The sequence below is a fragment of the Cupriavidus pauculus genome, from assembly GCF_008693385.1.
In the GTDB taxonomy this organism is placed as follows: Bacteria; Pseudomonadota; Gammaproteobacteria; order Burkholderiales; family Burkholderiaceae; genus Cupriavidus; species Cupriavidus pauculus_D.
Window position 1 is genome coordinate 905402 of the sequence record NZ_CP044065.1, and the last position, 24772, is coordinate 930173.

General features: G+C 66.9%; 19 protein-coding genes and 2 tRNA genes. 10 read left to right on the forward strand and 11 right to left on the reverse strand.

Going from position 1 to position 24772, the window contains the following annotated elements:
• The first annotated feature begins 21 nt into the window (after window positions 1–21).
• From infB to truB, 3 genes are all read left to right on the forward strand, one after another.
• Window positions 22–2913, forward strand: a complete 2892-nt coding sequence (gene infB, locus FOB72_RS04225) for a translation initiation factor IF-2 (protein WP_150371375.1) — start codon at window positions 22–24, stop codon at window positions 2911–2913.
• 78 nt (window positions 2914–2991) lie between these two features.
• A complete protein-coding gene (rbfA, locus tag FOB72_RS04230) occupies window positions 2992–3363 on the forward strand; it encodes a 30S ribosome-binding factor RbfA (RefSeq protein WP_150371376.1) in 372 nt (123 codons plus the stop codon).
• 55 nt (window positions 3364–3418) lie between these two features.
• Window positions 3419–4390, forward strand: a complete 972-nt coding sequence (gene truB / locus FOB72_RS04235; protein WP_150371377.1) for a tRNA pseudouridine(55) synthase TruB — start codon at window positions 3419–3421, stop codon at window positions 4388–4390.
• Window positions 4391–4406: 16 nt separating this feature from the next.
• Here the strand turns inward: truB and FOB72_RS04240 are convergent, their stop codons facing one another.
• From FOB72_RS04240 to FOB72_RS04255, 4 genes are read right to left on the reverse strand one after another with little or no spacing between them, the layout of a single operon-like run.
• A complete protein-coding gene (locus FOB72_RS04240; protein ID WP_150371378.1) occupies window positions 4407–6014 on the reverse strand; it encodes a DHA2 family efflux MFS transporter permease subunit in 1608 nt (535 codons plus the stop codon).
• 9 nt (window positions 6015–6023) lie between these two features.
• On the reverse strand, window positions 6024–7310 hold the full coding sequence (locus FOB72_RS04245) for an HlyD family efflux transporter periplasmic adaptor subunit (protein WP_150371379.1): 1287 nt from the start codon (window positions 7308–7310) through the stop codon (window positions 6024–6026).
• Between the two features lie 43 nt (window positions 7311–7353).
• Window positions 7354–8814 (reverse strand): efflux transporter outer membrane subunit, encoded by a 1461-nt coding sequence (locus FOB72_RS04250; protein ID WP_150371380.1) that lies wholly within the window; start codon window positions 8812–8814, stop codon window positions 7354–7356.
• The gene (locus tag FOB72_RS04255; protein ID WP_150371381.1) at window positions 8811–9299 is read right to left on the reverse strand and encodes a MarR family winged helix-turn-helix transcriptional regulator; all 489 of its coding nucleotides are present in this window, start codon (window positions 9297–9299) and stop codon (window positions 8811–8813) included. The genes FOB72_RS04250 and FOB72_RS04255 overlap by 4 nt, the downstream gene beginning before the upstream one ends.
• Before the next feature lie 216 nt (window positions 9300–9515).
• On the opposite strand from FOB72_RS04255, the gene typA reads away from it, so the two are divergent.
• The gene (typA, locus tag FOB72_RS04260) at window positions 9516–11336 is read left to right on the forward strand and encodes a translational GTPase TypA (protein WP_150371382.1); all 1821 of its coding nucleotides are present in this window, start codon (window positions 9516–9518) and stop codon (window positions 11334–11336) included.
• A 109-nt stretch (window positions 11337–11445) separates the two neighbouring features.
• On the opposite strand, the gene FOB72_RS04265 is transcribed toward typA, so the two are convergent.
• Window positions 11446–11521: transfer RNA gene (locus FOB72_RS04265), tRNA-Lys, on the reverse strand.
• Window positions 11522–11599: 78 nt separating this feature from the next.
• On the opposite strand from FOB72_RS04265, the gene FOB72_RS04270 reads away from it, so the two are divergent.
• A complete protein-coding gene (locus tag FOB72_RS04270) occupies window positions 11600–12499 on the forward strand; it encodes a LysR family transcriptional regulator (RefSeq protein ID WP_150371383.1) in 900 nt (299 codons plus the stop codon).
• A 125-nt stretch (window positions 12500–12624) separates the two neighbouring features.
• Window positions 12625–14010: an 8-oxoguanine deaminase gene (locus tag FOB72_RS04275; RefSeq protein WP_150371384.1), complete on the forward strand. Its 1386-nt coding sequence runs from the start codon at window positions 12625–12627 to the stop codon at window positions 14008–14010.
• A 66-nt stretch (window positions 14011–14076) separates the two neighbouring features.
• Here the strand turns inward: FOB72_RS04275 and FOB72_RS04280 are convergent.
• Window positions 14077–14152, reverse strand: a tRNA-Lys gene (locus FOB72_RS04280).
• 226 nt (window positions 14153–14378) lie between these two features.
• On the opposite strand from FOB72_RS04280, the gene FOB72_RS04285 reads away from it, so the two are divergent.
• Window positions 14379–14642, forward strand: a complete 264-nt coding sequence (locus FOB72_RS04285; protein WP_109582625.1) for a DUF1488 domain-containing protein — start codon at window positions 14379–14381, stop codon at window positions 14640–14642.
• 121 nt (window positions 14643–14763) lie between these two features.
• On the opposite strand, the gene FOB72_RS04290 is transcribed toward FOB72_RS04285, so the two are convergent.
• From FOB72_RS04290 to folD, 5 genes are all read right to left on the reverse strand, one after another.
• Complete coding sequence (locus FOB72_RS04290; protein WP_223851408.1) at window positions 14764–16599, reverse strand: SulP family inorganic anion transporter; 1836 nt, start codon at window positions 16597–16599, stop codon at window positions 14764–14766.
• Window positions 16596–17393: an exodeoxyribonuclease III gene (gene xth, locus FOB72_RS04295; protein WP_150371385.1), complete on the reverse strand. Its 798-nt coding sequence runs from the start codon at window positions 17391–17393 to the stop codon at window positions 16596–16598. The genes FOB72_RS04290 and xth overlap by 4 nt, the downstream gene beginning before the upstream one ends.
• Window positions 17394–17429: 36 nt before the next feature.
• Complete coding sequence (locus tag FOB72_RS04300) at window positions 17430–17888, reverse strand: hypothetical protein (protein WP_150371386.1); 459 nt, start codon at window positions 17886–17888, stop codon at window positions 17430–17432.
• A gap of 18 nt (window positions 17889–17906) precedes the next feature.
• A complete protein-coding gene (locus FOB72_RS04305; protein WP_150371387.1) occupies window positions 17907–20009 on the reverse strand; it encodes a M3 family metallopeptidase in 2103 nt (700 codons plus the stop codon).
• Between the two features lie 141 nt (window positions 20010–20150).
• Window positions 20151–21014: a bifunctional methylenetetrahydrofolate dehydrogenase/methenyltetrahydrofolate cyclohydrolase FolD gene (gene folD / locus FOB72_RS04310; RefSeq protein ID WP_150371388.1), complete on the reverse strand. Its 864-nt coding sequence runs from the start codon at window positions 21012–21014 to the stop codon at window positions 20151–20153.
• 362 nt (window positions 21015–21376) lie between these two features.
• Between folD and FOB72_RS04315 the strand changes: the two genes are divergently transcribed.
• From FOB72_RS04315 to FOB72_RS04325, 3 genes are all read left to right on the forward strand, one after another.
• The gene (locus FOB72_RS04315) at window positions 21377–21559 is read left to right on the forward strand and encodes a hypothetical protein (protein ID WP_150371389.1); all 183 of its coding nucleotides are present in this window, start codon (window positions 21377–21379) and stop codon (window positions 21557–21559) included.
• A gap of 223 nt (window positions 21560–21782) precedes the next feature.
• Window positions 21783–22640, forward strand: a complete 858-nt coding sequence (locus FOB72_RS04320) for a hypothetical protein (RefSeq protein ID WP_150371390.1) — start codon at window positions 21783–21785, stop codon at window positions 22638–22640.
• A gap of 2 nt (window positions 22641–22642) precedes the next feature.
• On the forward strand, window positions 22643–24766 hold the full coding sequence (locus FOB72_RS04325; RefSeq protein ID WP_150371391.1) for a peptidase domain-containing ABC transporter: 2124 nt from the start codon (window positions 22643–22645) through the stop codon (window positions 24764–24766).
• The last annotated feature ends 6 nt before the right edge of the window (window positions 24767–24772 follow it).

Consider the following 24772-nt stretch of genomic DNA (forward strand, 5'->3'; position numbering starts at 1 on the left):
CCAAGTATTGAAAGGGTTTGAATGGCAAGCACAACAGTTGCCCAACTGGCCGCAGAACTGAGCCGCAGCGCAGCTGCCCTGCTGGAACAATTGCAGGCAGCTGGGGTGGGCAAGGCGACGCCTGAAGACATCATCACCGAATCGGACAAGACCCGGCTGCTCGACTACCTCAAGCGGTCGCATGGTCAGGCCGATGACAGCGCGCGGAAGAAAATCACGCTGACGAAGCGTGAGACGTCCGAGATCCGCCAGGCCGACTCCACCGGCAAGACTCGCACCGTGCAGGTCGAGGTGCGCAAGAAGCGCGTCCTGATTAAGCGCGACGAGTCCTCGGCCGATACGCATGGCGATGGCGGCGATTCGCAGGAATCCGCGGCCGAACAGGCACGCCTCGAGGAAGAGGAGCGCCGCCAGCAGGAAGAACAGCTGGCGCGCCAGGAAGCCGAGCTCAAGGCGCGCCGCGAGGCCGCCGAGCGCGAGGAAGCCGAGCGCCGCGCGAAGCAGGAAGCTCTGGAGGCCGAACAGCGCCGCCAGGCCGAATTGCTGGCCGCCAAGGCGGAGGAAGAAGCCGCGGCAGCACGTGCCGTGGCGGACGCCGCCGAGGAAGCCGCGCGCACGAAGGCCGAGGAAGACAAGACGCGCCTGGCCGCCGAACGCGTGGAAGCGCAGAAGGCCGCCGACAATGCGAAGGCTGCCGCGGATACCGCGCGCGCCGAGCAGCAGGATGCCGCACGCCGCCGCCGCGAAGCCGCGGAAGCGGAAGCGCGCGCGATCCAGCAAATGCTCAATGCGCCCGCACGTGTGCTGAAGGCACCGTCCGAGCGCAAGGCCGAGGAAAAGAAGGCCGAGCAGACCGGTACGCTGCACAAGCCTGTGAAGGCGCCCGGCACCGAAGTCAAGAAGGACGAGAAGAAGGCGCCGGCCACGGCGGGCGCTACCACGACCACGACCACCACGGACAAGAAGGGCAAGGTCGTCAAGGCCGGTACTTCCTCGACGTGGCAGGACGAAGGTTCGCGCAAGAAGGGCAGCGGCCTGAAGACGCGCGGCGATTCGTCGGGTGGCGTCGGCGGCTGGCGCGGCGGTCCGCGTGGCCGCGGCGGCAAGCATCATGCCGACGAGCGCAGCAACTTCCAGGCGCCGACCGAACCGGTGGTGCGTGAAGTGCACGTGCCGGAAACCATTTCCGTGGCCGATCTGGCGCACAAGATGGCGGTGAAGGCGTCCGAGGTCATCAAGCAGATGATGAAGCTCGGCCAGATGGTGACCATCAACCAGGTGCTGGACCAGGAAACCGCCATGATCGTGGTGGAAGAAATGGGCCACAAGGCGTTTGCCGCCAAGCTGGACGATCCGGAAGCGCTGCTCGACATCGGTGGTGAGGAACACACCGACGCCGAACTGCTGCCGCGTCCGCCGGTGGTGACCGTGATGGGTCACGTTGACCACGGCAAGACCTCGCTGCTCGACTACATCCGCCGCACGAAGGTTGCCGCGGGCGAAGCGGGCGGTATCACGCAGCATATCGGTGCCTACCACGTGGAAACCGAGCGCGGCGTGATCACGTTCCTGGACACCCCGGGTCACGAGGCCTTCACGGCCATGCGTGCACGCGGTGCGAAGGCAACCGATATCGTGATTCTGGTGGTGGCCGCCGACGACGGCGTGATGCCGCAGACGAAGGAAGCCATCGCCCACGCGAAGGCGGCCGGCGTGCCCATCGTGGTGGCGATCAACAAGATCGACAAGCCCGAGGCGAACCCGGACCGCGTGAAGCAGGAACTCGTGGCCGAGCAGGTGCTGCCGGAAGAGTACGGTGGCGACTCGCCGTTCGTGCCCGTGTCCGCAAAGACCGGTTTCGGTATCGACGATCTGCTGGAGCAGGTGCTGCTGCAGGCCGAAGTGCTGGAACTGAAGGCACCGGTCGATGCGCCGGCCAAGGGTCTCGTGGTGGAAGCCCAGCTCGACAAGGGCAAGGGTCCGATCGCAACGATCCTGGTGACGAGCGGCACGCTCAAGCGCGGCGACGTCGTGCTGGCCGGCAGTGCTTATGGCCGTGTCCGCGCGATGCTCGACGAGAACAGCAAGCCCGCGAAGGAAGCGGGTCCGTCGATCCCGGTGGAAATCCAGGGTCTGTCGGAAGTGCCCGCCGCGGGCGAGGAAGTGCTGGTGCTGCCGGACGAGCGCAAGGCGCGTGAAATCGCACTGTTCCGTCAGGGCAAGTTCCGCGACGTGAAGCTGGCCAAGCAGCAGGCGGCCAAGCTCGAGACGATGCTGGAGCAGATGAGCGAAGGCGAAGTCCAGTCGCTGCCGCTGATCGTGAAGGCCGACGTGCAGGGTTCGCAGGAAGCACTGGTGCAATCGCTGCAGAAGCTGTCCACGGACGAAGTCCGCGTGCAGATCGTGCACGGTGGCGTGGGTGGCATCTCCGAGTCCGACGTCAACCTGGCGACGGCATCGAAGGCGGTCATCATCGGCTTCAACGTGCGTGCCGACGCTGGCGCGCGCAAGCTGGCCGAGCACAATGGCATCGACATCCGTTACTACAACATCATTTACGATGCGGTAGACGAGATCAAGGCAGCCATGTCGGGCATGCTCGCACCGGAGAAGCGCGAGACCACGATCGGTCAGGTGGAAGTCCGTCAGGTCTTCCGCGTGCCGAAGATCGGCGCGGTGGCCGGCTGTATGGTCACCGACGGCATGGTCAAGCGGAACTCGCTGGTGCGCGTGCTGCGCAACAACGTCGTGATCCACAGCGGCGAGCTCGATTCGCTGAAGCGCTTCAAGGACGATGTCCGCGAGGTGAAGCAGGGCTTCGAGTGCGGTCTGTCGATCAAGAACTTCAACGACGTTCAGGAAGGCGACCAGCTGGAGGTGTACGAGATCACCGAGGTGGCACGTACGCTGTAACAGCGGCAAGGCAGTGGCGGGCATGTCCCGCCACTGTGTTTTTGTAGTAGCTAGACACGCAGAACATTACAGGTTTCGATGGCCAAGAAAGGCACCATCTCTTCCCGCAACATCCGGCTCTCCGACCAGATCCAGAAGGAACTGGCCGCGATGATCCAGCGCGAGATTCGCGATCCGCGCCTGGGGCTGGTCACGCTCCAGTCGGTGGCGCTGACGCCCGATTACGCGCACGCCAAGGTCTATTTCACGGTACTGGGCGCCGAGCCCGAAGTGGCCGCCGCCATTCTCAGGGAGAAGGCCGGCTACCTGCATTCGCTGCTGTTCAAGCGTCTGCATATCCATACCGTTCCCACGCTGCATTTCCATCACGACACGTCGGTCGAGCATGCGATCGAGATGTCGAAGCTGATCAACGAAGCGAACGCCACGCGCGCGAAGGACGACGAGTAAGGCCCTTGCGCCTGCCGTCCTGATTTGCGCGTGCCGCGCGGCACGCACCTCTCCGATGACCGACTCCCAAGAGACCCGACCGGCCGGCCCGCCTCGCCCGCCCCGGCTGCCGCGTCGTGATGTGCACGGCGTGCTGCTGCTCGACAAGCCGCTGGGGCTATCCTCCAACGACGCGCTCGTGCGTGCCAAGCGTCTGCTGCGCGCCAACAAGGCCGGGCATACGGGCACGCTCGATCCGCTGGCGACGGGCCTGCTGCCGCTGTGCTTTGGCGAAGCCACCAAGTTTTCGCAGGATCTGCTCGATGCCGACAAGACCTACGAGGCCGTCGTGCGTCTGGGGCAGACGACCACCACCGGCGATGCCGAGGGCGAAGTGGTGCTGCAACGCGAGGTGCGCGTGGACCGGGCCGCGCTCGATGCGGCGGTTGCGCGCTTTACGGGTGTGATCTCGCAGGTGCCGCCGATGTACTCGGCGCTCAAGAAGGACGGCAAGCCGCTCTACGAATACGCGCGGGCGGGGGAAACCGTCGAGCGCGCGGCGCGGACGGTGACGATCCACGAGATCGGGGTGCTGGCGGTGGCGCTCGACGATGCCGATGCCCCGGGGTTCACCATGCGCGTGACGTGCAGCAAGGGGACGTATATCCGGACGCTGGCCGAGGACATCGGCGAGGCGCTCGGATGTGGCGCGCATCTGACCGCGCTGCGTCGGACGGCGGTGGGGGACCTCACGCTCGATGGCGCGGTGACGCTCGAACAGATCGATGCGATGGGCGATGACGTGCGGCCGTCGATGCTCGCGCCCGTGGATGCATTGCTGCAGCGTTGTGCGCCCGTGCATCTGGACGATGCGGCGATGGGGCGGTTTCTGCAGGGCCAGCGGATTGCGCGACGGGATTTGCCTTCGGATGTGGCGCTTGCCGAGGACGAGCTTGCCCGCGTCTATGGCGGGCAGCCCGCCCGGCTGCTTGGCGTCGCGCGGATGCGCGAGGGGGCGTTGCGGCCGGAGCGGCTGGTCAAGCTGTAAGGGGGCTCCGCCCCCTTTAATGCGCGCCGGCGGCGTCGGCGCCGCCGCCGCCCTGGGCCCGCTTCGTCAGCCAGACGAAAACGATCAGCACGAAGAACAGCACGCCCGAGATCCAGAAGATGTCGTTGGCGCCCAGCATCGACGCCTGTAGCGAGATGTTGCGCTCGATCACGCCCATGGCCTGCGCGCGGGTCATGCCCATGGCCGTCAGGTGGTCGAGTTGCGCGACGTAGGTCGGGTTGTACGGATTGACCTGCTCGATCAGCTGCGCATGGTGGAGCGCCGCGCGGTTTTCCCAGATCGTCGTGGAGATCGACGCGCCAATGGCGCCGAACGTGATGCGCACGAAGTTCGAGAGTCCCGAGGCGGCCGGGATTTTCGCCGGTGGCTGGCCCGAGAGGATGATCGACGTCAGCGGGATGAAGAACATTGCCATCGCAGCGCCCTGGATCAGTGTGGGAATCATCAGCGTGCGCGTGTCCACGCCCGTCGTGAAACCCGAGCGCATGAAGCTGACGATGCCGAACGTGATGAACGCCGCGGTCGCGACCCAGCGGGCGTCGACCTTCGGCAGCACGCGCCCGATGATCGGCGACAGGATGATGGCGAAGATGCCCACGGGCGCCATGACGATGCCCGCATCCGTAGCCGTGTAGCCGACGATGGTCTGCAGCCACAGCGGCAGGATCACGAGGTTGCCGAAGAACAGCCCATAGGCCACGGAGATCGCCACCACGCCCGCCGCGAAATTGCGGCCGCCGAACAGGTGGATATCGACGATCGGATGCTTCTCGTAAAGCTCCCAGACGAGGAAGAACAGAAAGCCGACCACCGCGGTGATCGTCAGGGCGACGATAAACGTGGAGTGGAACCAGTCGAGCTCCTTGCCTTTGTCGAGCATCAGCTGCATCGACCCCACCCAGATGACGAGCAGCGCAAGCCCGATGCGATCGATCGGCAGGATGCGGGTAGGCGTTTCGCGCTCGCGATAGATGGCCCACGTGGCATACGCCGCGCCGAGACCCACCGGGATGTTGATATAGAAGATCCACGGCCACGTCATGTTGTCCGAGATCCAGCCGCCGAGCAGCGGCCCCATGATCGGCGCGACGAGCGTGGTCATGCCCCATAGCGCGAGCGCCATCGAACTCTTGGCCGGCGGATAGCTCGCGAGCAGCAGCGACTGCGACAGCGGAATCATCGGACCCGCGACCGCGCCCTGCAGAATGCGCGCGGCCAGCAGGGTCTCCAGGTTCGGCGCCACGCCGCACAGCCACGACGACAGCACGAACAGCAGGATGGACGTGACGAACAGCCGCACCGCGCCGAAGCGCGTGGTGAGCCAGCCCGTGAGCGGCACGGAGATGGCGTTGGCCACCGCGAACGACGTGATGACCCATGTGCCCTGGTTGGGCGCCACGCCGAGGTCGCCGGAGATCGCCGGAATCGAGACGTTGGCGATGGACGAGTCCAGCACGTTCATGAACGTGGCCAGCGACAGCGCGATGGTGCCGACGATCAGCTTGCCGCCGGTCAGCGGCACCGGCGGTGCGGGCGGGGCGCCTGCCGGAGCGGGCGCGCGGCCGCCGCTGTCATCGGCGTTGGCGGTAAGGGTATCGGCCATGATGCGCGATCAGGCGTGCTTGGCCGACGGGCGCGACGCGTCCGCGGGCGAGGGGCCGCGCGACGGCGCCGGGGCCGGGGCCGCTGCCGGCGCCGCGCCGGCAGTGCGGCCACCGTTGTTGAGCGCGACGATGCGCGCGATGAGCGTATCCGCATCCTGCGCGACCTTGTCGTAGACGTCGGTCTCCATCGGCCCGCGCGTGATGGCGGATACCATCGCGCCGCCATCCTCGTTACGCACGTCGACGCTGACGTTCATCGACAGGCCCACGCGCAGCGGATGGTCCCTGAGCTGCTGTGGATCGAGCGCGATGCGCACGGGCAGGCGCTGCACGACCTTGATCCAGTTGCCGGTGGCGTTCTGCGCGGGCAGCAGCGAGAACGCCGCGCCGGTGCCCGCCGAGAAGCCCTCGACCTTGCCGCGGTACTTCACTTTGGAGCCGTAGACGTCGGCTTCGAGCTCGACCGGCTGGCCGACGCGCATATGCGTGATCTGGACTTCCTTGAAGTTGGCATCGACCCAGACCTGGTCGAGCGGGACCACGGCCATCAGCGGCGTGCCCGGCGCCACGCGCTGGCCCACCTGCACGGAGCGCTTGGCCACGTAGCCCGTGACGGGCGCCGGCAGCGTCGAGCGCGCGAACGCGAGATACGCGGCGCGCAGGTTGGCGGCGGCGCGCTGCACGTTCGGATGTTTCTCGACGGTGGTCTGGTCGGTCAGCGCCTTGTTCGAGGCGAGCTGCTCCTGCGCGGCGAGCAGCGCGGAGTCCGCGGCCTGCAGCGCGGTGCGCGCGTGGGCGATTTCTTCGCTCGATACCGCGCCCGAATTGGCGATGGCCTGGCGGCGCACGAGGTCCTCGCGCGCCTTGGCCACGTCGGCCTGCCGCATGGCCACGTTGGCCGCGAGCGAACCGTTGTTGACGTAGAGCGTGCGGACCTCGCGCACGGCCTGCGCGAGCTGCGCCTCGGCCTGCTCGAGCGAGACCTGCGAGTCCGCGCGGTCCAGCTGGATCAGCGACTGGCCCGCGGTGACGAGCTGCGTGTCGTCGGCGGCGATCGAGACGACGGTGCCGCCCGCAAGCGGGGTCACCTGCACGACGTTGCCGGCGACGTAGGCATCGTCGGTGTTCTCGAAATGGCGGGCGTACAGGCCCCAGTACAGGCCATAGCCGATGCCGGCCACGACCACCGCGGCGGTCAGGGCGATCAGCAGTCGCTTGCGCTTGTTGTTGTTGCCATTGCCATTACCGTTGCCGTTACTGTTGGCGGGTGCGGCGGATTGCGCGTCGGTGCTCATATCGGTCTCTTGCGTGTGCGGTGCGTGTGTGGGTTCGCCGGGATCAGCCATGCGTCGGTTTTGGCGCGGCCTCGGGGGCCGCGTAGCCGCCGCCGAGCGCCTTGACCAGGCCGATCTGGAGGTCGAGCCGGCGTGCCTGCAGGTCTGTGGCAAGGCGGCGCTGCTGCAGCACCGTGCTCTCGGCATTGAGGACCGTGAGCTGCGTGCCGAGGCCCGCCTTGTAGCGCGTGGTGGCGAGCGAATACGCGTGCTCGGCCAGATCCAGCGCCTCGCGCTGCGTGACGATCTGCTGATCGACGCTGCGGATGCTCGTCACCGTGTCCGCGGTTTCGCGCAGCGCATCGACGAGCGTCTGGTTGTAGCTGGCCACCGCGATGTCGTACTGCGCGTAACGGCCCTTGAGGTTCGCGCGCAGCCGGCCGCCCGCGAAGATCGGCAACTGCACCGCGGGGCCGAAGCCGAACGTGCGGCTGATGCCCATCAGCAGGTTGGACGGATCGAGCGATGCCACGCCCGCGTAGGCGCTGAACGTGATGTCCGGCAGGAATTCCTTGCGCGCGACGCTCACGTCGCCGGCCGCGGCTTCCACGCGCCAGCGTGCGGCCACGATGTCGGGACGGCGGCCCAGCAGGCCGATGGCGAGGTCGTCGGGCAGCGTCGGCGTGGCGTGCGCCAGCAGCGTGGGCTTTGCGATCCGCAGGCCGCGGTCGGGGCCCTTGCCGAGCAGCGCCGCGAGCTGGTTGCGCGCGAGCGCGATGTCTTCGTCGATGCGTTGCAGGTCCGTCTGCGCGGCCGCGACCGTGCCGCGCGCCTGGGTGGTTTCCACCTGCGTGTCGAGGCCCGCGGACAGCCGCTGGCGCGACAGTTCGGTCAGGTCGCGGCGCTGGGCGATGGCGCGCTCGGCAACGTCGCGCTGCGCGTACAGCGCGGCCAGCCGGTTGTAGTTGCGTGCGATGGCCGTGGAGAGCAGCAGCCGCGAAGCCTGGCTTTCCGCTTCGGCCGCGCGGTCTTCGGAGAGCGCCGCTTCCAGCGCCGCGCGGTTCTTGCCCCAGAAGTCGAAATCGTAGTCGAGCCCGAACTGCATGCGCGAGGCGTTCTGCCACGAACCCGCGAGGGGCGTGCCCTCGAACAGATCCGTGGACGAGAAGCGCTGGCGCACGATGCTGCCTTCGAAGTCGATGCCCGGGTACAGCGCGGCGCGCGTGGCCATGGCCATCGCGCGCGAGGCCTGCACGCGCGCGAACGCGGCCTGCAGGTTCGGGTTGTCGTGCGTGGCCTCATCGACGAGCGCGCGCAGCTGCGGGTCCTGGAACTGATCGACCCAGTCCTGCGACGGCCACTCGCCATGGCCGGCCGCAAGTACCTGCGACGCGCCTTGCGCGAGCGCGTCCGGCGAGGTCATGGTCTGCGTGCTCTGGGCATCGCCGAATGCGGCGCACCCGGCGACGATCGACACCGCGAGGGCGGCCAGCACCTTCAATGCGGTGGAATGGACTGGCTTCATGATTTGGAGAGGTCCTGATGGTTGTCGATCACGCGCTGGAGCAGGCCGCGCAGCGTTTCGATTTCGGCCGTGGTGAATCCTTCGAAATGGCGCCGGAGCACGCCGCAGTAGATCGCGGGCAGCTTGCCGACGAGGGCCTCGCCTTCCGAAGTCAGCGACAGGTCCACGACGCGGCGGTCGTCGTCCCGGCGTGTGCGGGCAATCAGGCCGCGCTTCTCGAGCCGGCTGAGCAGGCGCGTGACGGAACCGGCATCGGTGCCGAGTTCGCGCCCAAGGTCGGTCACCGTTCGCGCCGCTCCCTTGGCGAGCATCATCAGGCAGCTGGCCTGCGGATGCGTGATATCGAGGTCGCTGACTTCCTGCTCCACGCTATAGGCAAGGTGGCTTTTGGCGCGCGCGAGCACGTAGCCGATACTGCGGCCCATTTCATAGCGGTCGGGATCGAACGGATCGGTCGAGGAGGGGGGAGGTGCCTGAGATGTCATTCATTGCCACGGCAAAGGTTGCCGGGGCAAATGTATGCATGTGATGCGAACGCTGCAATGGCCGCAATTCGATATTGCACGGTTCGCAATAAAATGAACTGACCTGTCTGACAACCGGCGTCTGCACGGGTCCGCAGCGATTCATCGCATTCTTGCGCTGCAACATGCTAGAATGTCGGGTTATTTTTAGAACGCTCCGAATTCGGGGGACGCCTCATGACCCGCGCTATCCGCAACATCGCCATCATCGCTCACGTCGATCATGGCAAGACCACCCTGGTCGACCAACTCCTGCGCCAGGCAGGCACCTTCCGCGAAAACCAGCAAGTCGCGGAACGCGTGATGGATTCGAACGACCTGGAAAAGGAACGCGGGATCACGATCCTCGCGAAGAACTGTGCCGTCGAATACAACGGCACGCACATCAACATCGTCGATACCCCGGGACACGCGGACTTCGGCGGTGAAGTGGAGCGTGTGCTGTCGATGGTCGACGGCGTGCTGCTGCTGGTGGATGCCGTCGAAGGCCCGATGCCGCAGACGCGCTTCGTCACGCGCAAGGCGCTGGCCCTCGGCCTGAAGCCGATCGTCGTGATCAACAAGATCGACCGTCCGGGCGCGCGTCCGGAGTGGGTGATCAACCAGACGTTCGACCTGTTCGACAAGCTCGGCGCGAGCGACGAGCAGCTGGATTTCCCCGTGATCTACGCCTCGGGCCTGAACGGCTACGCGGGCCTGACCGACGCGGTGCGCGAAGGCGACATGAAGCCGCTGTTCGAGACCGTGCTGGACAAGGTGCCCGTGCGCGACGACGATCCGGACGGTCCGCTGCAGCTGCAGATCATCTCGCTCGACTACTCGAGCTACGTCGGCAAGATCGGCGTGGGCCGTATCTCGCGTGGCCGCGCGCGTCCGCTGCAGGACGTGGTGGTCAAGTTCGGTCCGGAAGGCAACCCGATCAAGGGCCGTATCAATCAGGTCCTGAAGTTCGTGGGTCTCGAGCGCGAGATCGTGCCCGAGGCGGAAGCCGGCGACATCGTGCTGATCAACGGCATCGAGGAGCTGGGTATCGGCTGCACCGTGATGGCGCCGGACGCGCAGGACGCGCTGCCGATGCTGAAGGTGGACGAGCCCACGCTGACCATGAACTTCTGCGTCAACACGTCGCCGCTGGCCGGCCGTGAAGGCAAGTTCGTGACGAGCCGCCAGCTGCGCGAGCGTCTGGACCGCGAACTCAAGTCGAACGTGGCGCTGCGCGTGGCCGATACCGGCGACGACACGATCTTCGAAGTGTCGGGCCGCGGCGAACTGCACCTGACCATCCTGCTGGAAAACATGCGCCGCGAAGGCTACGAGCTGGCCGTGTCGCGTCCGCGCGTGGTGTTCAAGGACATCGGCGGCGTCAAGCACGAGCCGTACGAGCTGCTGACCGTGGACGTGGAAGACGGCCACCAGGGTTCGGTGATGGAAGAGCTGGGCCGCCGCAAGGGCGAGCTGCTCGACATGGCATCGGACGGCAAGGGCCGTACGCGTCTGGAGTACCGGATTCCGGCACGCGGCCTGATCGGCTTCCAGGGCGAGTTCCTGACGCTGACGCGCGGTACCGGCCTGATCAGCCATATCTTCGACGACTACGCGCCGCTGCGCGAAGGCGGTCTGGGCGATCGCCACAACGGCGTGCTGATCTCGCAGGACGACGGCGATGCTGTGGCCTACGCACTGTGGAAGCTGCAGGATCGCGGCCGCATGTTCGTGAAGCCGGGCGATGCGCTGTACGAAGGCATGATCATCGGTATCCATAGCCGCGACAACGACCTCGTCGTGAACCCGATCAAGGGCAAGCAGCTGACCAACGTGCGCGCGTCGGGTACCGACGAAGCCGTGCGTCTGGTGCCGCCGATCCAGATGTCGCTCGAGTACGCGGTGGAATTCATCGCCGACGACGAGCTGGTCGAGATCACGCCGAAGAGCATTCGTCTGCGCAAGCGCCATCTGAAGGAGCACGAGCGCAAGCGTGCTTCGCGCGAAGGCGCGTAAGCGATAACAACCCTCTCCGATGGAGAGGGTTTTTTTATGGCCCTTTTTTACGAGAGCGCCAAAGCAAAAAGCCGGAGATCCTTGCGGATTCCGGCTTTTTTAAATTCGCTGGTGGGGCGTGAGTGACTCGAACACTCGACCTACGGATTAAGAGTCCGCTGCTCTACCAACTGAGCTAACGCCCCAACGAAGACAGCGATTATAGCAGCGTCCGAAGAACGCGCAACCCCTCTCGTGCATTTTTTCTGATTACAATGCGCGCCATGCACGCTCGTGTCCTGCGCTATCTCGATGAAGTGGTTCGCCGCGGTTCGATCCGTCAGGCGGCCGTCCATCTGCACGTCGCACCCACAGCGATCAACCGGCAGATCCTCGACCTCGAGGCCGAGCTTGGTGCGCCGTTGTTCGAACGCATCCAGCGGCGGCTCGTGCTGACGCCGCTCGGCGAAATGGTGGTGGCCCACGCACGGCAGACGCTGCGCGAACATGAGGCGCTGCGCGCGCGGATTGCGGACATCCGGCATGCGCGGCGCGGTGTGGTGACGGTCGCGGTCACCGCGGGCCTTGCCGGGGCCTGGATGCCGTCGCTCGTGCACGACTTCCGGCAGCGGCATCCGGGCATCGCGGTGCGCGTGGCCGACCTGCCGGTCGAGAGTATCCTGCGCGCGGTGGAGGAGGGCGACGCCGACATCGGGCTCGGCTACGACCTGCCCGATCTGCCCGCGTTGCGCATCGTCGCCGGCAGCCACTGGCAGATCGGCGCCGTGGTCGCGCCCGGGCATCCGCTGGCGGGGCAGGTCTCCGTGCAGCTGGCCGAGTGCGCGGGATATCCGCTGCTGTTGCCGGCACCATCGCTCTCCATTCGCGCACTGATCGATGGCGCGTTTGCAGCGGCGGCGCTCGAGGTGGTGCCCGGGGTCGAGTCGACGTCGATCGAGCTGTTGCAGCGGCTTGCCGCGGCGGGCAGCGGTGTGGCGTTGCTCAATCCGCTCGATGTGCGCGAGGCGCGGGCGCACGGCGGCGTGGTGTACGTGCCGTTGCGCGATGCGGGGCTGCCGCGGCAGACGCTCCGGCTGGTGACCCGCGCGCGCGGGGTGGCGAGCCCTGCCGCGCAGCTGATGGCTGAAGCGATGGCGGCGGCCATGGCCGTTCTGGAGCGCTGAGGACGACGGGCCGGCCGGCGCGGGAGGTGTGCGCATTTTGTGGACACCTCGCGCGAAAATCGGCGCTTCCTTCGGTGGCGTGCATGGGCCTAGACTGTGGCCATCACTGCCCAGCGAGTTTCGCCATGCCCCTGATTCTGCAAAACGCCGATGTGCTCGTCACGATGGACGCGGAACGCCGCGAGATTCCGCGCGGCGCGCTGGTGACCGATGGACCGTCGATCGTATGGGTCGGCCCCACGGACGCGCTGCCGCGCGAATGGCGCGAGCGTGCCGACGCGGGCGCTGCCGAGGTCATCGACATGACGGGCCACGTGGTGATGCCGGGCCTCGTCAACACGCATCACCACATGTACCAGAGCCTGACGCGCGCGGTGCCCGCCGCGCAGGACGCGGAGCTGTTCTCGTGGCTGACGAACCTGTATATGATCTGGTCGCATCTGACGCCCGAGATGATCGCGGCCTCGACGCGGACGGCGATGGCCGAGCTGATGCTGTCCGGTTGCACGACGACCAGCGACCACCTGTATCTGTATCCGAACGGCGCGCGACTCGATGACGCGATTGGCGCGGCGCACGAAATGGGGATGCGCTTCCATGCGGCGCGCGGTTCGATGAGCGTCGGCCAAAGCCAGGGTGGGCTGCCGCCCGACGTCGTGGTGGAACAGGAGGCCGCGATCCTGCGCGACAGCCAGCGCCTGGTCGAGCAGTATCACGATGCCTCGCGGCACGCGATGCTGCGCGTGGTGCTGGCGCCGTGCTCGCCGTTCTCGGTATCGCGCGACCTGATGCGCGAGTCCGCCGTCATGGCGCGCCACTATGGCGTCTCCCTCCACACGCATCTGGCCGAGAACGACAACGACGTTGCGTACTCGCGCGAGCGCTTTGGCATGACACCGGCCGAATATGCCGAAGACCTCGGCTGGGTCGGCCACGACGTATGGCACGCGCACTGCGTGAAGCTCGACGCGCCTGGTATCGCGCTGTTTGCGCGCACGGGAACCGGCATCGCGCATTGTCCGTGCTCGAACATGCGGCTGGCTTCCGGCATCGCGCCGATTCGCGCGATGCGCGATGCGGGGGTGCCCGTGGGGCTCGGTGTCGATGGCAGTGCCTCGAACGACGGGGCGCATATGCTCGGCGAGGCGCGGCAGGCGATGCTGTTGCAGCGTGTCGGCCATGGGCCGGCGGCAATGAGCGCGCGCGAGGCGCTGGAGATCGCCACGCTGGGCGGTGCACGGGTGCTCGATCGCGACGATATCGGCGCGCTGGCGCCGGGCATGTCGGCCGATGTCGTGGCATTCGACATGTCGGGCGTGGGCTATGCGGGCGCGGGGCACGATCCCGTGGCGGCGCTGGTGTTCTGCACGCCGGGCACGGTGGCGACGAGCGTCATCAACGGCCGGGTCGTGGTGCGGGACGGCGTGTTGCGGACCGCGGACCTGCCTGTGGTGCTCGCCGATCATCGGCGGCTGGCGCGGACGCTGTTCGAGCGTGCGCAGGCGCATTGACGATTGATGTGCGGCAGGAATGCAAAAAGCCGGGACCTTTTCAGGTTCCGGCTTTTTTAAATTCGCTGGTGGGGCGTGAGTGACTCGAACACTCGACCTACGGATTAAGAGTCCGCTGCTCTACCAACTGAGCTAACGCCCCAACGAAGAACGAGATTTTATCATCAATTTTGCGCTTGTCAAATCCCGGGCAGAAAATACACGCGCATCCATGACAACGACACATAGGTATGCAAAGACGACCTGTGATGGCACGTATCGCACGCCCGAACGTCATGCAATCTCGGCGCGAGTTGGGGGTCTTCGCACACGACTTGGGGCGAGCCATGTTAGGATGCTTCTCCACTTGCATATGGAGGGCTGTGATGATGGAAATCAAATTCCAGGAGCAAGAGCGCTACGACATCAATAACGAGGGACTGCTGTTCCATGCGCTCGTCGATGGCGAGCAAGTGACGTGCGTGGTGACGCGCGAAGCGCTGTGGGAAGGCTTCAGTGCCGACCAGGTGCTGTCACTGGAAGAAGCATTCCGCGCAGGTCGCGAGACCATCGAACGCGCGGCGGTAGTACTGATCGAGCAGGGCGTGCCCCAGCCGATCGTCGTGAAACGCGCACACGTGGCGCCGGTGTAAGACGCGCAGTCTTGCGCCGCTGGTGGCGCCGGGTCGTCGTAGCGATTCGGCAGGCACCGACGACGCGACCCTCCTGCGCCGGCATCGGCCCCGGTTCTCTATCGGGCCAGCCGGCGTACCTTCATAGAGGTTTATCCCCCCTGATGTTTTCATCTTCCGACGCACGGTAATCCGGGCCGCCGGGACGGCTTGCGCATTCCTCGAAGATGCGTACGTGGCATTGCGCACAGATCTCGGGTGAAAGCCGGGCAATGATCGTGTGCAGCGCCTGCCGCTTGGTCGGGAACACGTGGTCGGGTCCGAGCTTGTCGGCAAAGCCGGTCTGCGCCCACGTCTCCAGCACCTGCGTGCGTGGCCGGTGGAAGTAGAGATCGCCGCCCGCCGCCCGCCGCTCCGCGAGTTCCGATTCCCACATCTCCGCGCCGGCCAGATCGATAAAGTTCATGCTCTTGGTCATCGCGAGCAGATGCGTCTGACTGGCATCGACCGTGCGCAGCCAGTGCAGGCGGTCGGTCACGTATTGCACGGCGCCGAAGAAGATCGCACCCTCCATGCGCAGCAGCTTGAGCTGCGGGCATTCGGGTTGCGGGCGATGGAGCTCGTCGAGGGGCGTGAAGCGGCGGCCCGGATCGTCGGCATCGGGCACGAGGCTGCGCACCGCGGGGCGCGACGTGCGGTAGAGATAGGCCACGAGCGACAGGATCGTGCCGAGCAGCACGGCCATTTCGAGCCGGATGACGAGCGTGGCGGCGAACGTGCCGATGGCGATCGCGAACTCGATGCGGGACAGCCGCGCGATACGTCGCAGGCGCGCGATATCGAGCAGCCCCCAGGCCACGAGCAGCAGCATCGCGGCGATGGCCGCGTGCGGAATCTGCGCGAGCAGCGGGGCGCTGACGAGCACGAGCACCACGAGCAGCAGCGCCGAGAACACGCTCGCCATCGGCGTCTGCGCGCCGGCTTCGAAGTTCGGCATCGAGCGGTTCAGCGAGCCGCACGAGATATAGCTCGAGAACAGGCCGCCCGCGATATTCGACAGCCCCTGGCCGATGAATTCGCGGTTGGCGTCGATATGCTGGCCCGAGCGCAGCGCCACCGCCTTGGCGATGGAGATCGACTGGCCCAGCGCGACGATCGTCAGCGCGGACGCGATGCCGAGCAGGTCCGGCAGCGTGCGCCAGTTGAGATCCGGCAACTGGAACGGTGGGAAGGCCGATGGGATCGGGCCGATCACGTTCACATGGCGCGGATCGCCCCAGCCGCTCGCATTGAGCGACAGCGCGGCCGCGTAACCCGCGAGCAGGCCGATCAGCATGAACGGCAGGCGGCGCGACACGCGGCGCACCGCGAGCGTGACGCCCAGCGTGATGGCGCCGACCGCCACCGCGTTCCAGTTGATGGTGTCGAGGTTCTCGAACAGGAAGCGGACGACCCCGAACGCGCTCGTGCCGGTGGGCACGGCGAGTCCGAACAGGTCCTTGAGCGCATAGAGCGCGATCAGCGTGGCGGCGCCGCACGTGAAGCCCAGCAGCACCGACGGCGAGATAAAGTTGGCGAGCGAGCCGAGGCGCAGCACGCCCACCGCGAGTTGCAGCAGACCGACGAGGATCGTGACCGCGAGCGCGAGCGCGATATATGCGGGGCTGCCCGCGAAGGCGACGGGACTCAGCATCGCGAACAGGGCGAGCGAGTTCGCGTTGGTCGGCCCCGACATCACGTGCCAGCTGGAGCCGAACAGCGCGGCGACGATGCAGGGCACCACCGCCGTGTAGATGCCGTACTGCGGCGGCAGGCCGGCCAGCGTCGCGAACGCGACCCCCTGCGGCAGCACGAGCACCGCGCCGAGCAGGCCGGCGATGAGGTCCGCGCGCAGCGTCAGCGGCGTGATGCGTCGCGCCCATGGAAACAGGCGGGGGACCACGCCCCGCAGACCGCGATCGCCAGCCGCGGGCATCATGCGAGGTCGAGCGTCGCCACTACCGGCGTATGGTCGGAGGGCTGCTCCCAGCGGCGTGGCTCCTTGTCGATGGCGCACGCGGTGCAACGGCCGGCGAGTTCGGGCGACAGCAGGATATGGTCGATGCGCAGGCCCGCGTTGCGGCGGAAGCCCATCATGCGGTAATCCCACCACGAGAACATCTTCTCGGGCTGCTCGAACATGCGGAACGCATCGACGAGGCCGAGCGCGACCAGCGCCCTGAACGCATCGCGCTCCGGTGGCGAGACGAGGTTCTGGCCTTCCCACTTGGCGGGGTCGTGCACGTCGCGGTCCTCGGGGGCGATATTGAAGTCGCCGAGCAGCGCGAGCTTCGGGTAGCGCGCCATCTCCGACTGGATCCACGGCGTGAGCGCGCGCAGCCAGTCGAGCTTGTAGACGAACTTGTCCGAGTCCAGCGCCTGGCCGTTCGGGAAATAGGCGCTGATCAGCCGCACGTCGCCGTAGGTCGCGGCGACCACGCGCTGCTGCGTGTCCTCGAAGCCGGGGATATTGCGCACGACATCGACGGGACCGGGCATGCTGCCGTCGCGCGCGACGATGGCCACGCCGTTGTAGGTCTTCTGGCCCGTGTACACGCTGTGGAAGCCGGCATTCTCGAGTTCGGCCAGCGGGTACTTGTCGTCGGGGAGTTTCAATTCCTGCAGGCAGAGCGCGTCGATCGGCGTACCGGCCGCGTCCTGCGCGGCGAGCCACTGTAATACCTGGGGCAGACGGACCTTGAGGGAATTGACGTTCCAGCTGGCGATTCGCATGGGTGGGGGGAGTGCGGATGGAATGCCGCGATTGTACTATTCGTGCCCGCCCGAGTCGTTCCCACCCGCACCGTCGCTACCCGCGAGATCGAGGCCGCCCTGTCCGACGAGATCGTAGCCGTCGAGGATGGCGTAGGCGATTTCCGGATGCCGTTCCATGCTGCGGCGGATGGCGGCTGGAATGTTCTGCTTGGTCTTGCGGCAGAGGCCCGGCTGGTCGGCGAGCTGGATATGGATGCCGCGCGTGGTACGGACCTCGCGCGCGCTCGGCGTGATCGTCACGACGATGCCGAGCTGGGCGTGCATGCGTTCTTCCATCTTGCGCAGGTCGGCCAGGCTCGAAAGATTCTCGAGCCTGTCGACGAGGCGCTTCTCTTCCTCGCGCGTGAGTCGCAGGATGCGGAGGTCCGCGTTCGGATCCGCGAGGAGCGCTTCCCGGTCGCACACGCACGCGCCCGGGGGACACTCGGTGCGGATCGGGAAGGGCAGGTTCATGCGCGGAGCATGGGGCGGTTACGCGGAGACGCCCTCGGCCATGCCACCGTGACGCAGCAGCGCGTCGATCTGCGGCGCGCGGCCCCGGAACGCGACGAACGATTCCATCGCCGGGCGGCTGCCGCCCACGGACAGGATCTCGCGGTGGTAGCGCCGGCCCGTTTCGCCGTCGAGCACGCTGCCGGACAGCTGCGCCGCTTCCTCGAACGCCGCATAGACGTCCGCGGACAGCACTTCCGCCCACTTGTAGCTGTAATAGCCCGCCGCGTAGCCGCCCGCGAAGATATGGCTGAACGTGTTCGGCCAGCGCGACAGCGGATGCTGCGGCACCACGTGCACGCGGTTGTTGATCTCGCGCGACAGCTCCAGCACCGTCTTGCCGCCCTGCGGGTCGAAGTCGGTGTGCAGATGCATGTCGAACGACGAGTACACGATCTGGCGCAGCGTCATCATGCCGTTCTGGAAGTTCTTGGCCGCGAGCATGCGATCGAACAGCGCGCGCGGCAGCGGCTCGCCCGTCTCGACATGCTGGGTCATGCCGGACAGTACTTCGTACTCCCAGCAGAAGTTTTCCATGAACTGCGACGGCAGTTCCACGGCATCCCATTCCACGCCGTTGATGCCCGACACGCCGAGGTCGCCCACCTGCGTCAGCATGTGGTGCAGGCCGTGCCCGAACTCGTGGAACAGCGTGATGACTTCATCGTGCGTGAACAGCGCGGGCTTGTCGCCGACCGGCGCGGAGAAATTGCAGGTCAGGTAGGCCACGGGCGTCTGCACGGTGCCGTTGTCGCGCTCCTTGCGGCCGCGCGCGTCGTCCATCCACGCGCCGCCACGCTTGCCTTCGCGCGCGTACAGGTCGACGTAGAACTGCGCGAGCAGCGCGCCCTGCGGATTGACCACGCGGAAGAAACGCACGTCCTTGTGCCAGGTTTGCGCCTGATCGGGTTCGATCCGGACCGTGAACAGTTTCTCGATCACGCCGAACAGGCCCTCGAGCACCTTCTGCTCCGGGAAGTACTGCTTGACCTCGTGCTCCGAGAACGCATAACGCTGCTGGCGCAGCTTTTCGGAGGCATAGGCCACGTCCCACGGCTCGATCGTGTTCAGGCCGAGCTCGCTGGCCGCGAACGCGCGCAGTTCCGCCCAGTCCTTCTCGGCGTACGGGCGGGCCTTGACGCCGAGTTCGTCGAGGAAGCGCAGCACGTCGGCCGGCGATTCGGCCATCTTCGGCACGAGGGAGACCTCGCCATAGTTGGCGTAGCCGAGCATCTGCGCTTCTTCGCGGCGCAGCGCAAGCTGGTCGCGCATGTTCGCGGTGTTGTCCCACTCGTCCTTGCCGCTGCCGTACTTCGCGCCCAGCTCGGACGCGCGCGTGACGCTGGCTTCGTACATGGTCTGGCGCAGCGCGCGGTCGTCCGCGTACTGGAGCACGGGGAAGTACGAGGGGAAATGCAGCGTGAACTTCCAGCCGGGTTTGCCGTCCTTCTGCGCGGCCATGGCCGCGGCTTCCTTCGCGTCCTCGGGAATGCCGGCCAGGCGCGATTCGTCCTCGACGAACAGGCCGTAGGCATTGGTCGCGTCCAGCACGTGGTCCGAAAAGGCCTTGGACAACTGGGCCTGTTCTTCCTGGATCTGCGCGAAGCGGGGCTTGCGGTCCTCCGCCAGCTCGGCGCCGCCCAGGCGGAAGCCGCGCAGCTCGTTCTCGAGCAACTGCTTGCGCGCGGGGCTCAGGCCCGCGAATTCGGGGCCGGCGGCCACGGCCTTGTACTTGTCGTACAGCGCGAGGCTCTGGCCCAGCGACGACCAGAACTCGGTCATGCGCGGCAGGTTGTCGGCATGCGCCTTGCGCAGTTCCGGGGTGTCCGCGACGGCGCTCAGGTGTCCGACGACGCCCCAGGCGCGGCCGAGGGGTTCGGTCGCGGCTTCCAGCGCCTCCACGGCATCGCGCCATGTGGCGGGCGTGGCGGGGTCTTCGGCGCGATCCACGGCGGCCTGGGCCTGCGCGAGCAGCACGTCCAGCGCGGGTCCGATGTGCTCGGGGCGGATCTCGGCGAACCGCGGCAGGTCGGTGAAGTCGGCCAGGGGATTGTCTTGCAGGGAGGTGACGTCTTTTTCCATGGCGGTTCTCACGAATATTCGGTGACGGCGTTGCTTCGGTGAAGGCCGCCTCGGGCGGCGGCACCTATGTGCAAGATGAGGCCTTCGCGGCGAAATTTCCAGTATGCGTTTTCAATCGGGCCGTTAGCCGGCCCGGGGGCGTCAGGCCCGCGCGGCGTCCGCGACGCGTTCGGCGGCTTCCAGCGTGTTGACGAGCAGCATCGTGATCGTCATCGGGCCTACGCCGCCCGGCACCGGCGTGATGTAGCCGGCCACCTCGCGCACGCCCGCGAAATCGACGTCGCCGCACAGCTTGCCGGCATCGTCGCGGTTCATGCCCACATCGATCACGACCGCGCCCGGCTTCACCATGTCCGCAGTCAGGATATTGCGACGGCCCACGGCGGCCACGACCACGTCGGCATCGCGCGTGTGCGCGGCCAGATCGCGCGTCTTGCTGTTGCAGATGGTCACCGTGGCGCCGGCCTGCAGCAGCAGCATGGCCATCGGCTTGCCGACGATGTTCGACGCGCCGATCACGACCGCGCGCGCGCCGCGCAGCGGGTACTGAACGGACTCGAGCATCTTCATGCAGCCATAGGGCGTGCACGGGCGGAACAGCGGGGCGCCGGTCATCAGCGCGCCCGCGTTGGCGACGTGGAAGCCATCGACGTCCTTCTCGGGGGCGATGGCCTCGAGGACCTTGTGGCTGTCGATGTGCTTCGGCAGCGGCAGCTGGACCAGGATGCCGTGGATCTTCGGGTCGCGGTTCAGCGCGTCGATGCGCGCGAGCAGGTCGGCTTCCGAGAGGTCGGCCGGATACCGGTCCAGCGACGAGTGGAAACCGTTGTCCTCGCAGGCCTTCACCTTGTTGCGCACGTAGACCTGGCTGGCCGGGTCCTCGCCGACCAGTACCACGGCGAGGCCGGGCTGGTGACCGCGTTCGGTCAGGCGGGCGGCGCGCTGGGCGGCTTCGGTTCGGATGTGTTTGGCAAGGGCGTTGCCGTCGATCAGTTGAGCGGACATGGATGTGCTGGGCTGCTGAGGGTGAGTCGGGGCGTCGAGCGTCAAGGCGTCTTGGGGGCGACGCGCGGCGCAATGGCCGAATTATAAGGGTTCGCCCGCCCGTCCGTGGCCGTGGCGGGGTCCGGCGCCCGCGGCCCCACGGTCTTTCGAAAATAAACCGGAATGGCGGAGTGTGATTCTTTTAAAAATATTCTCGTCGGGCGCCTGCAAATTTCTGTGAAGAATCGCGGTGGGATCGGGGTTGAACCCGAGAATGACTTCAACGCGCCGGCAGGATTGGCGCGTCGATCGGACGGAATGGCGGTTCGCATTCCTTCCATGGTTGTTAACGAAGACCACTCTGAAACTAGTGAGGATTAGTGATGCATAACGTCAGTCAGATTCGCAAGATGAGCCGCGAACAGGCGCACGGCGTGGTGGGCGGCTACGAAGGTGCCTCGGCACCGGCCGCCAACACGCGTGCCAACTCCACCTCCCGCGCTGGCGCCAACGTGCGCAACACCACGGTCGTGAACGTCTACGTTCGCCGTGGCAAGTGGGGTTGATACGCTTGCGCGCGTCCTGACGCCGGACGGGACGTGGCGGGGAGGGACATGCTAGCGCCTCTCCGCGACACCCGTCCGACAGGGCCGATCCCTCGCGCATGGCGTGAGGGATTGGCGTCAACTGGTCATTGCGACATTGAAAGTGATGCAGATATCTCTCGCGATATCGCTTGGCATGGGAATGACCGGCGAGGCGGTGCAAGGCAGGTTTCGACGCGGTGCCATGTGGGCGCAGGCGCAATTCTGGGCGCGCGCCGATATCGGCCTCGTGATGCGGCTCTGCCGGCTGCCGATGGTGCCCGTCGCGCGCGCCCTCGGCGACCGGCCGCGGGGTGCCATGTGCGAACGTCTGCGCCGAGAGGTGGCGGGCATGCCCGACGGGATCCAGTATCGGGTCGCGATGCGCCGACGCATGGTGCTCGACTCGGCGGTGTGCTGCGCCGCCCCCACGCTGGTACCGATGCTCGAGGCCTGCGCCGCGCAGCTGGAGGCGGCCATATCGCGCGCATCGCGCCGTGGCGGGCCACCTGTCCTGGCGCCGCTGCATATGTGCTCCGATATCACCGCGACGGTCGTGGCCGCGCTGGCCGCGCCGCGGCGCGCGCACGTATTCTCGATCTATGGGCAGGAGCGGATTGGGCTCATGGAGGCCAGTCACCTGCAGGCGCATGGCATGACGGTCATCCAGCATGCTCCGGACGCGCCGCTCGCCGCGCATCGCCGGATCATGCGTGAGCTGCGCGAGCACGCGGCGAACCTCGTGATGTTCCCCGACATCCTGCCGCAGTTCTCCGAAGCGTATCTGGGCTATGCGATGCGCACGCGCTCCGTGCGGCTGTTCGGCCGGGAAGCGCGTCTGCACGTCGGCGCAGAGAGCTTCGCGCGCATGGCGGGCGTCGGCATCCTGCCGTTTTACATCTATTGGCAGGACGACCGGCTGGCAATCCGCATCTTCGATCCCTGCGACGATGTCGACGGCATCGCGCGCTGCATGGAGCAGGCGTTGTGGTCGCATGGCGACCAGTGGCTGCTGTGGCATTTCCCTTCGCTGTTCTACTTCAACGACAGCGCGGAGCGTTGATCATGTCCACACGCACTCCCTCGCGCACGTCGTTTGGCGCCATCGCGGGCCTGCACCCGATCGAACCCGTTTATCAGGGCGAAACGTCCGAGTGCGGGCTGGCCTGCATGGTCATGCTGCTGAAATCGCTGGGGCGGGACGCGACCCTCGCGGACCTGCGCGCGCGCCATGGGGCGCCGCTGCTTGGCATGTCGCTCGCGGATATTGCCGACGCGCTGGCGCAGCACGGCATTGCGGCGGATCCGGTCTGCTTTCCGCGCGACGCGCTGCGGGAGCTGCCGCTGCCCGCGATCGTCCACGTGGGCGGCAATCATTTCGTGCTGGCGATGCGCGGCGGCGGCAATCGCATGCAGGTGTTCGACCCGGCCGTGGGCATGCATGTGATGCACGCCACGGAGCTTGCGAGTGTAGCGTCCGGTTACGCGCTGGTGCTGGACGAAACGGTCCGGCCGCAGCCGCGCACCTCCGAAAGCCGGCGCCGCGCGTGGCCCGACGTGCTTGGCATGGCGGGCGGGGCGCGGCTGGTCGCGCTGATGCTCGGTGCCGGACTGCTGGCGTTCCTGACGCCGCTGTTCGTGGGCATGACGGTCGACTGGATGCTCGACCGCGAGAACCTCGATCTCTACGAGAAGGTTGCGTTCGCATACCTGCTTGCGCTGGCCGGCGCGTTTGCATTCGACCGCCTGACGTCGCGGGCGATGAATCGCCGCTGCGCCGGTATCGGCACGCATGCCATGACCCACGGTTTTGGCCAGTTGCTCGACAATCGCCTGCGCTATTTCTCGCGGCGCAAGCCCGGCGATATCGTGGAGCGGCTCGTGGCCTTTGGCGATGCGGCGCGCGACCGGACGCAGCTTGGCAATGCGATCGTCTGCGCTTCGGCCATCGCCATCCTGACCGTTGCCGTCATGGCATGGCTGCAACCGGCACTCGCGCTCGTGAGCGTGGTGGGGATGATCGTGACCGGACTGCTGACGCAACGCTACGTGATGCAGGCGCAAGTCATTCGCGTGGAGTCGGAGGTCTCCGGCGCGGAACAACGCCAGTTCCTGCTGGAGAGCGTGCAGGGTATCACCGCGCTGAAGTCGGCCAATATCCTGCACGCGCGCGGCATCGCGTTCACGCGGCTGGCGCAGCGCGTGAACGCGTCGTGGCGCGCGGGGGCGGATCTCGAGCTTCGGCAGCGCACCGCGTATGCGTGGATCGGTGGCACGGAGCTCATGATCACACTAGGCATCGCGGGCCGGGCCATCATGGCTGGCGAGCTGACGTTCGGCGGCTTTTATGCGTTCGCCTTCCTGCGGCAAATGGCCATCGGTGCCGTGGGGCAGGTCTATGGCGCATGGCTGGCGATGCGCTCGAACCGCGTGGCCGAAGCGCGCGCGGAAGACATCTTCGAGCACGAGAAGGATCCGCGGACGACCGGCCGGAGCGACGCCGAGCGGGTCGTACCCGAGGTGCTGGCCGTGCGGGGCGTATCGATGCGTCACGATGGCGGCAATGCGGTCCTCGACGATGTGGCGCTGGAGATCCGGCGCGGCGAGAAGATCGCGATCATCGGTTCCTCCGGCGCGGGCAAGACCATGCTGCTGACCGTGCTGTCGGGGCTCGAGCGGCCGGGCGCCGGCGTGCTGCGCATCGACGGCGCGGAAACCGCGGACTGGGGCGCATTGCGCGCCTTTTGCTACTACCAGACCGCATTCGATACGCTGTTCAGCGGCTCGGTTGCCGACAACATCACGATGTTCGCCGCGGCACCGGACCTCGGCCTGTGCGCGCGCACTGCCGAAAACCTCGGGCTGGCCACGCGCCTCGCGGGTCTGCCCGCGGGCCTTGCGACGCTGATCAGCGAAGCCACCGCGTCGCTCTCCGCGGGGGAGCGGCAGCGGCTGCTGGTGGCGCGGGCGCTGTACGCGCGCCTGCCGGTCAGCATCTTCGACGAGCCGACGGCGAACCTCGACGAGGTCAGTGCCGGGCTGGTCATGCGGGCCATTACGTCCTGCGAGGGCGCGGCCGTCGTGGTCACGCACGATCGCAGCCTGCTGCCGCTGTTCGATGCGGTATATGAATTGCGCGACGGGGCGTTGCATCGCATCCACCGGTTTGCGCATCAGCGCGCGTGTTGATGCGCG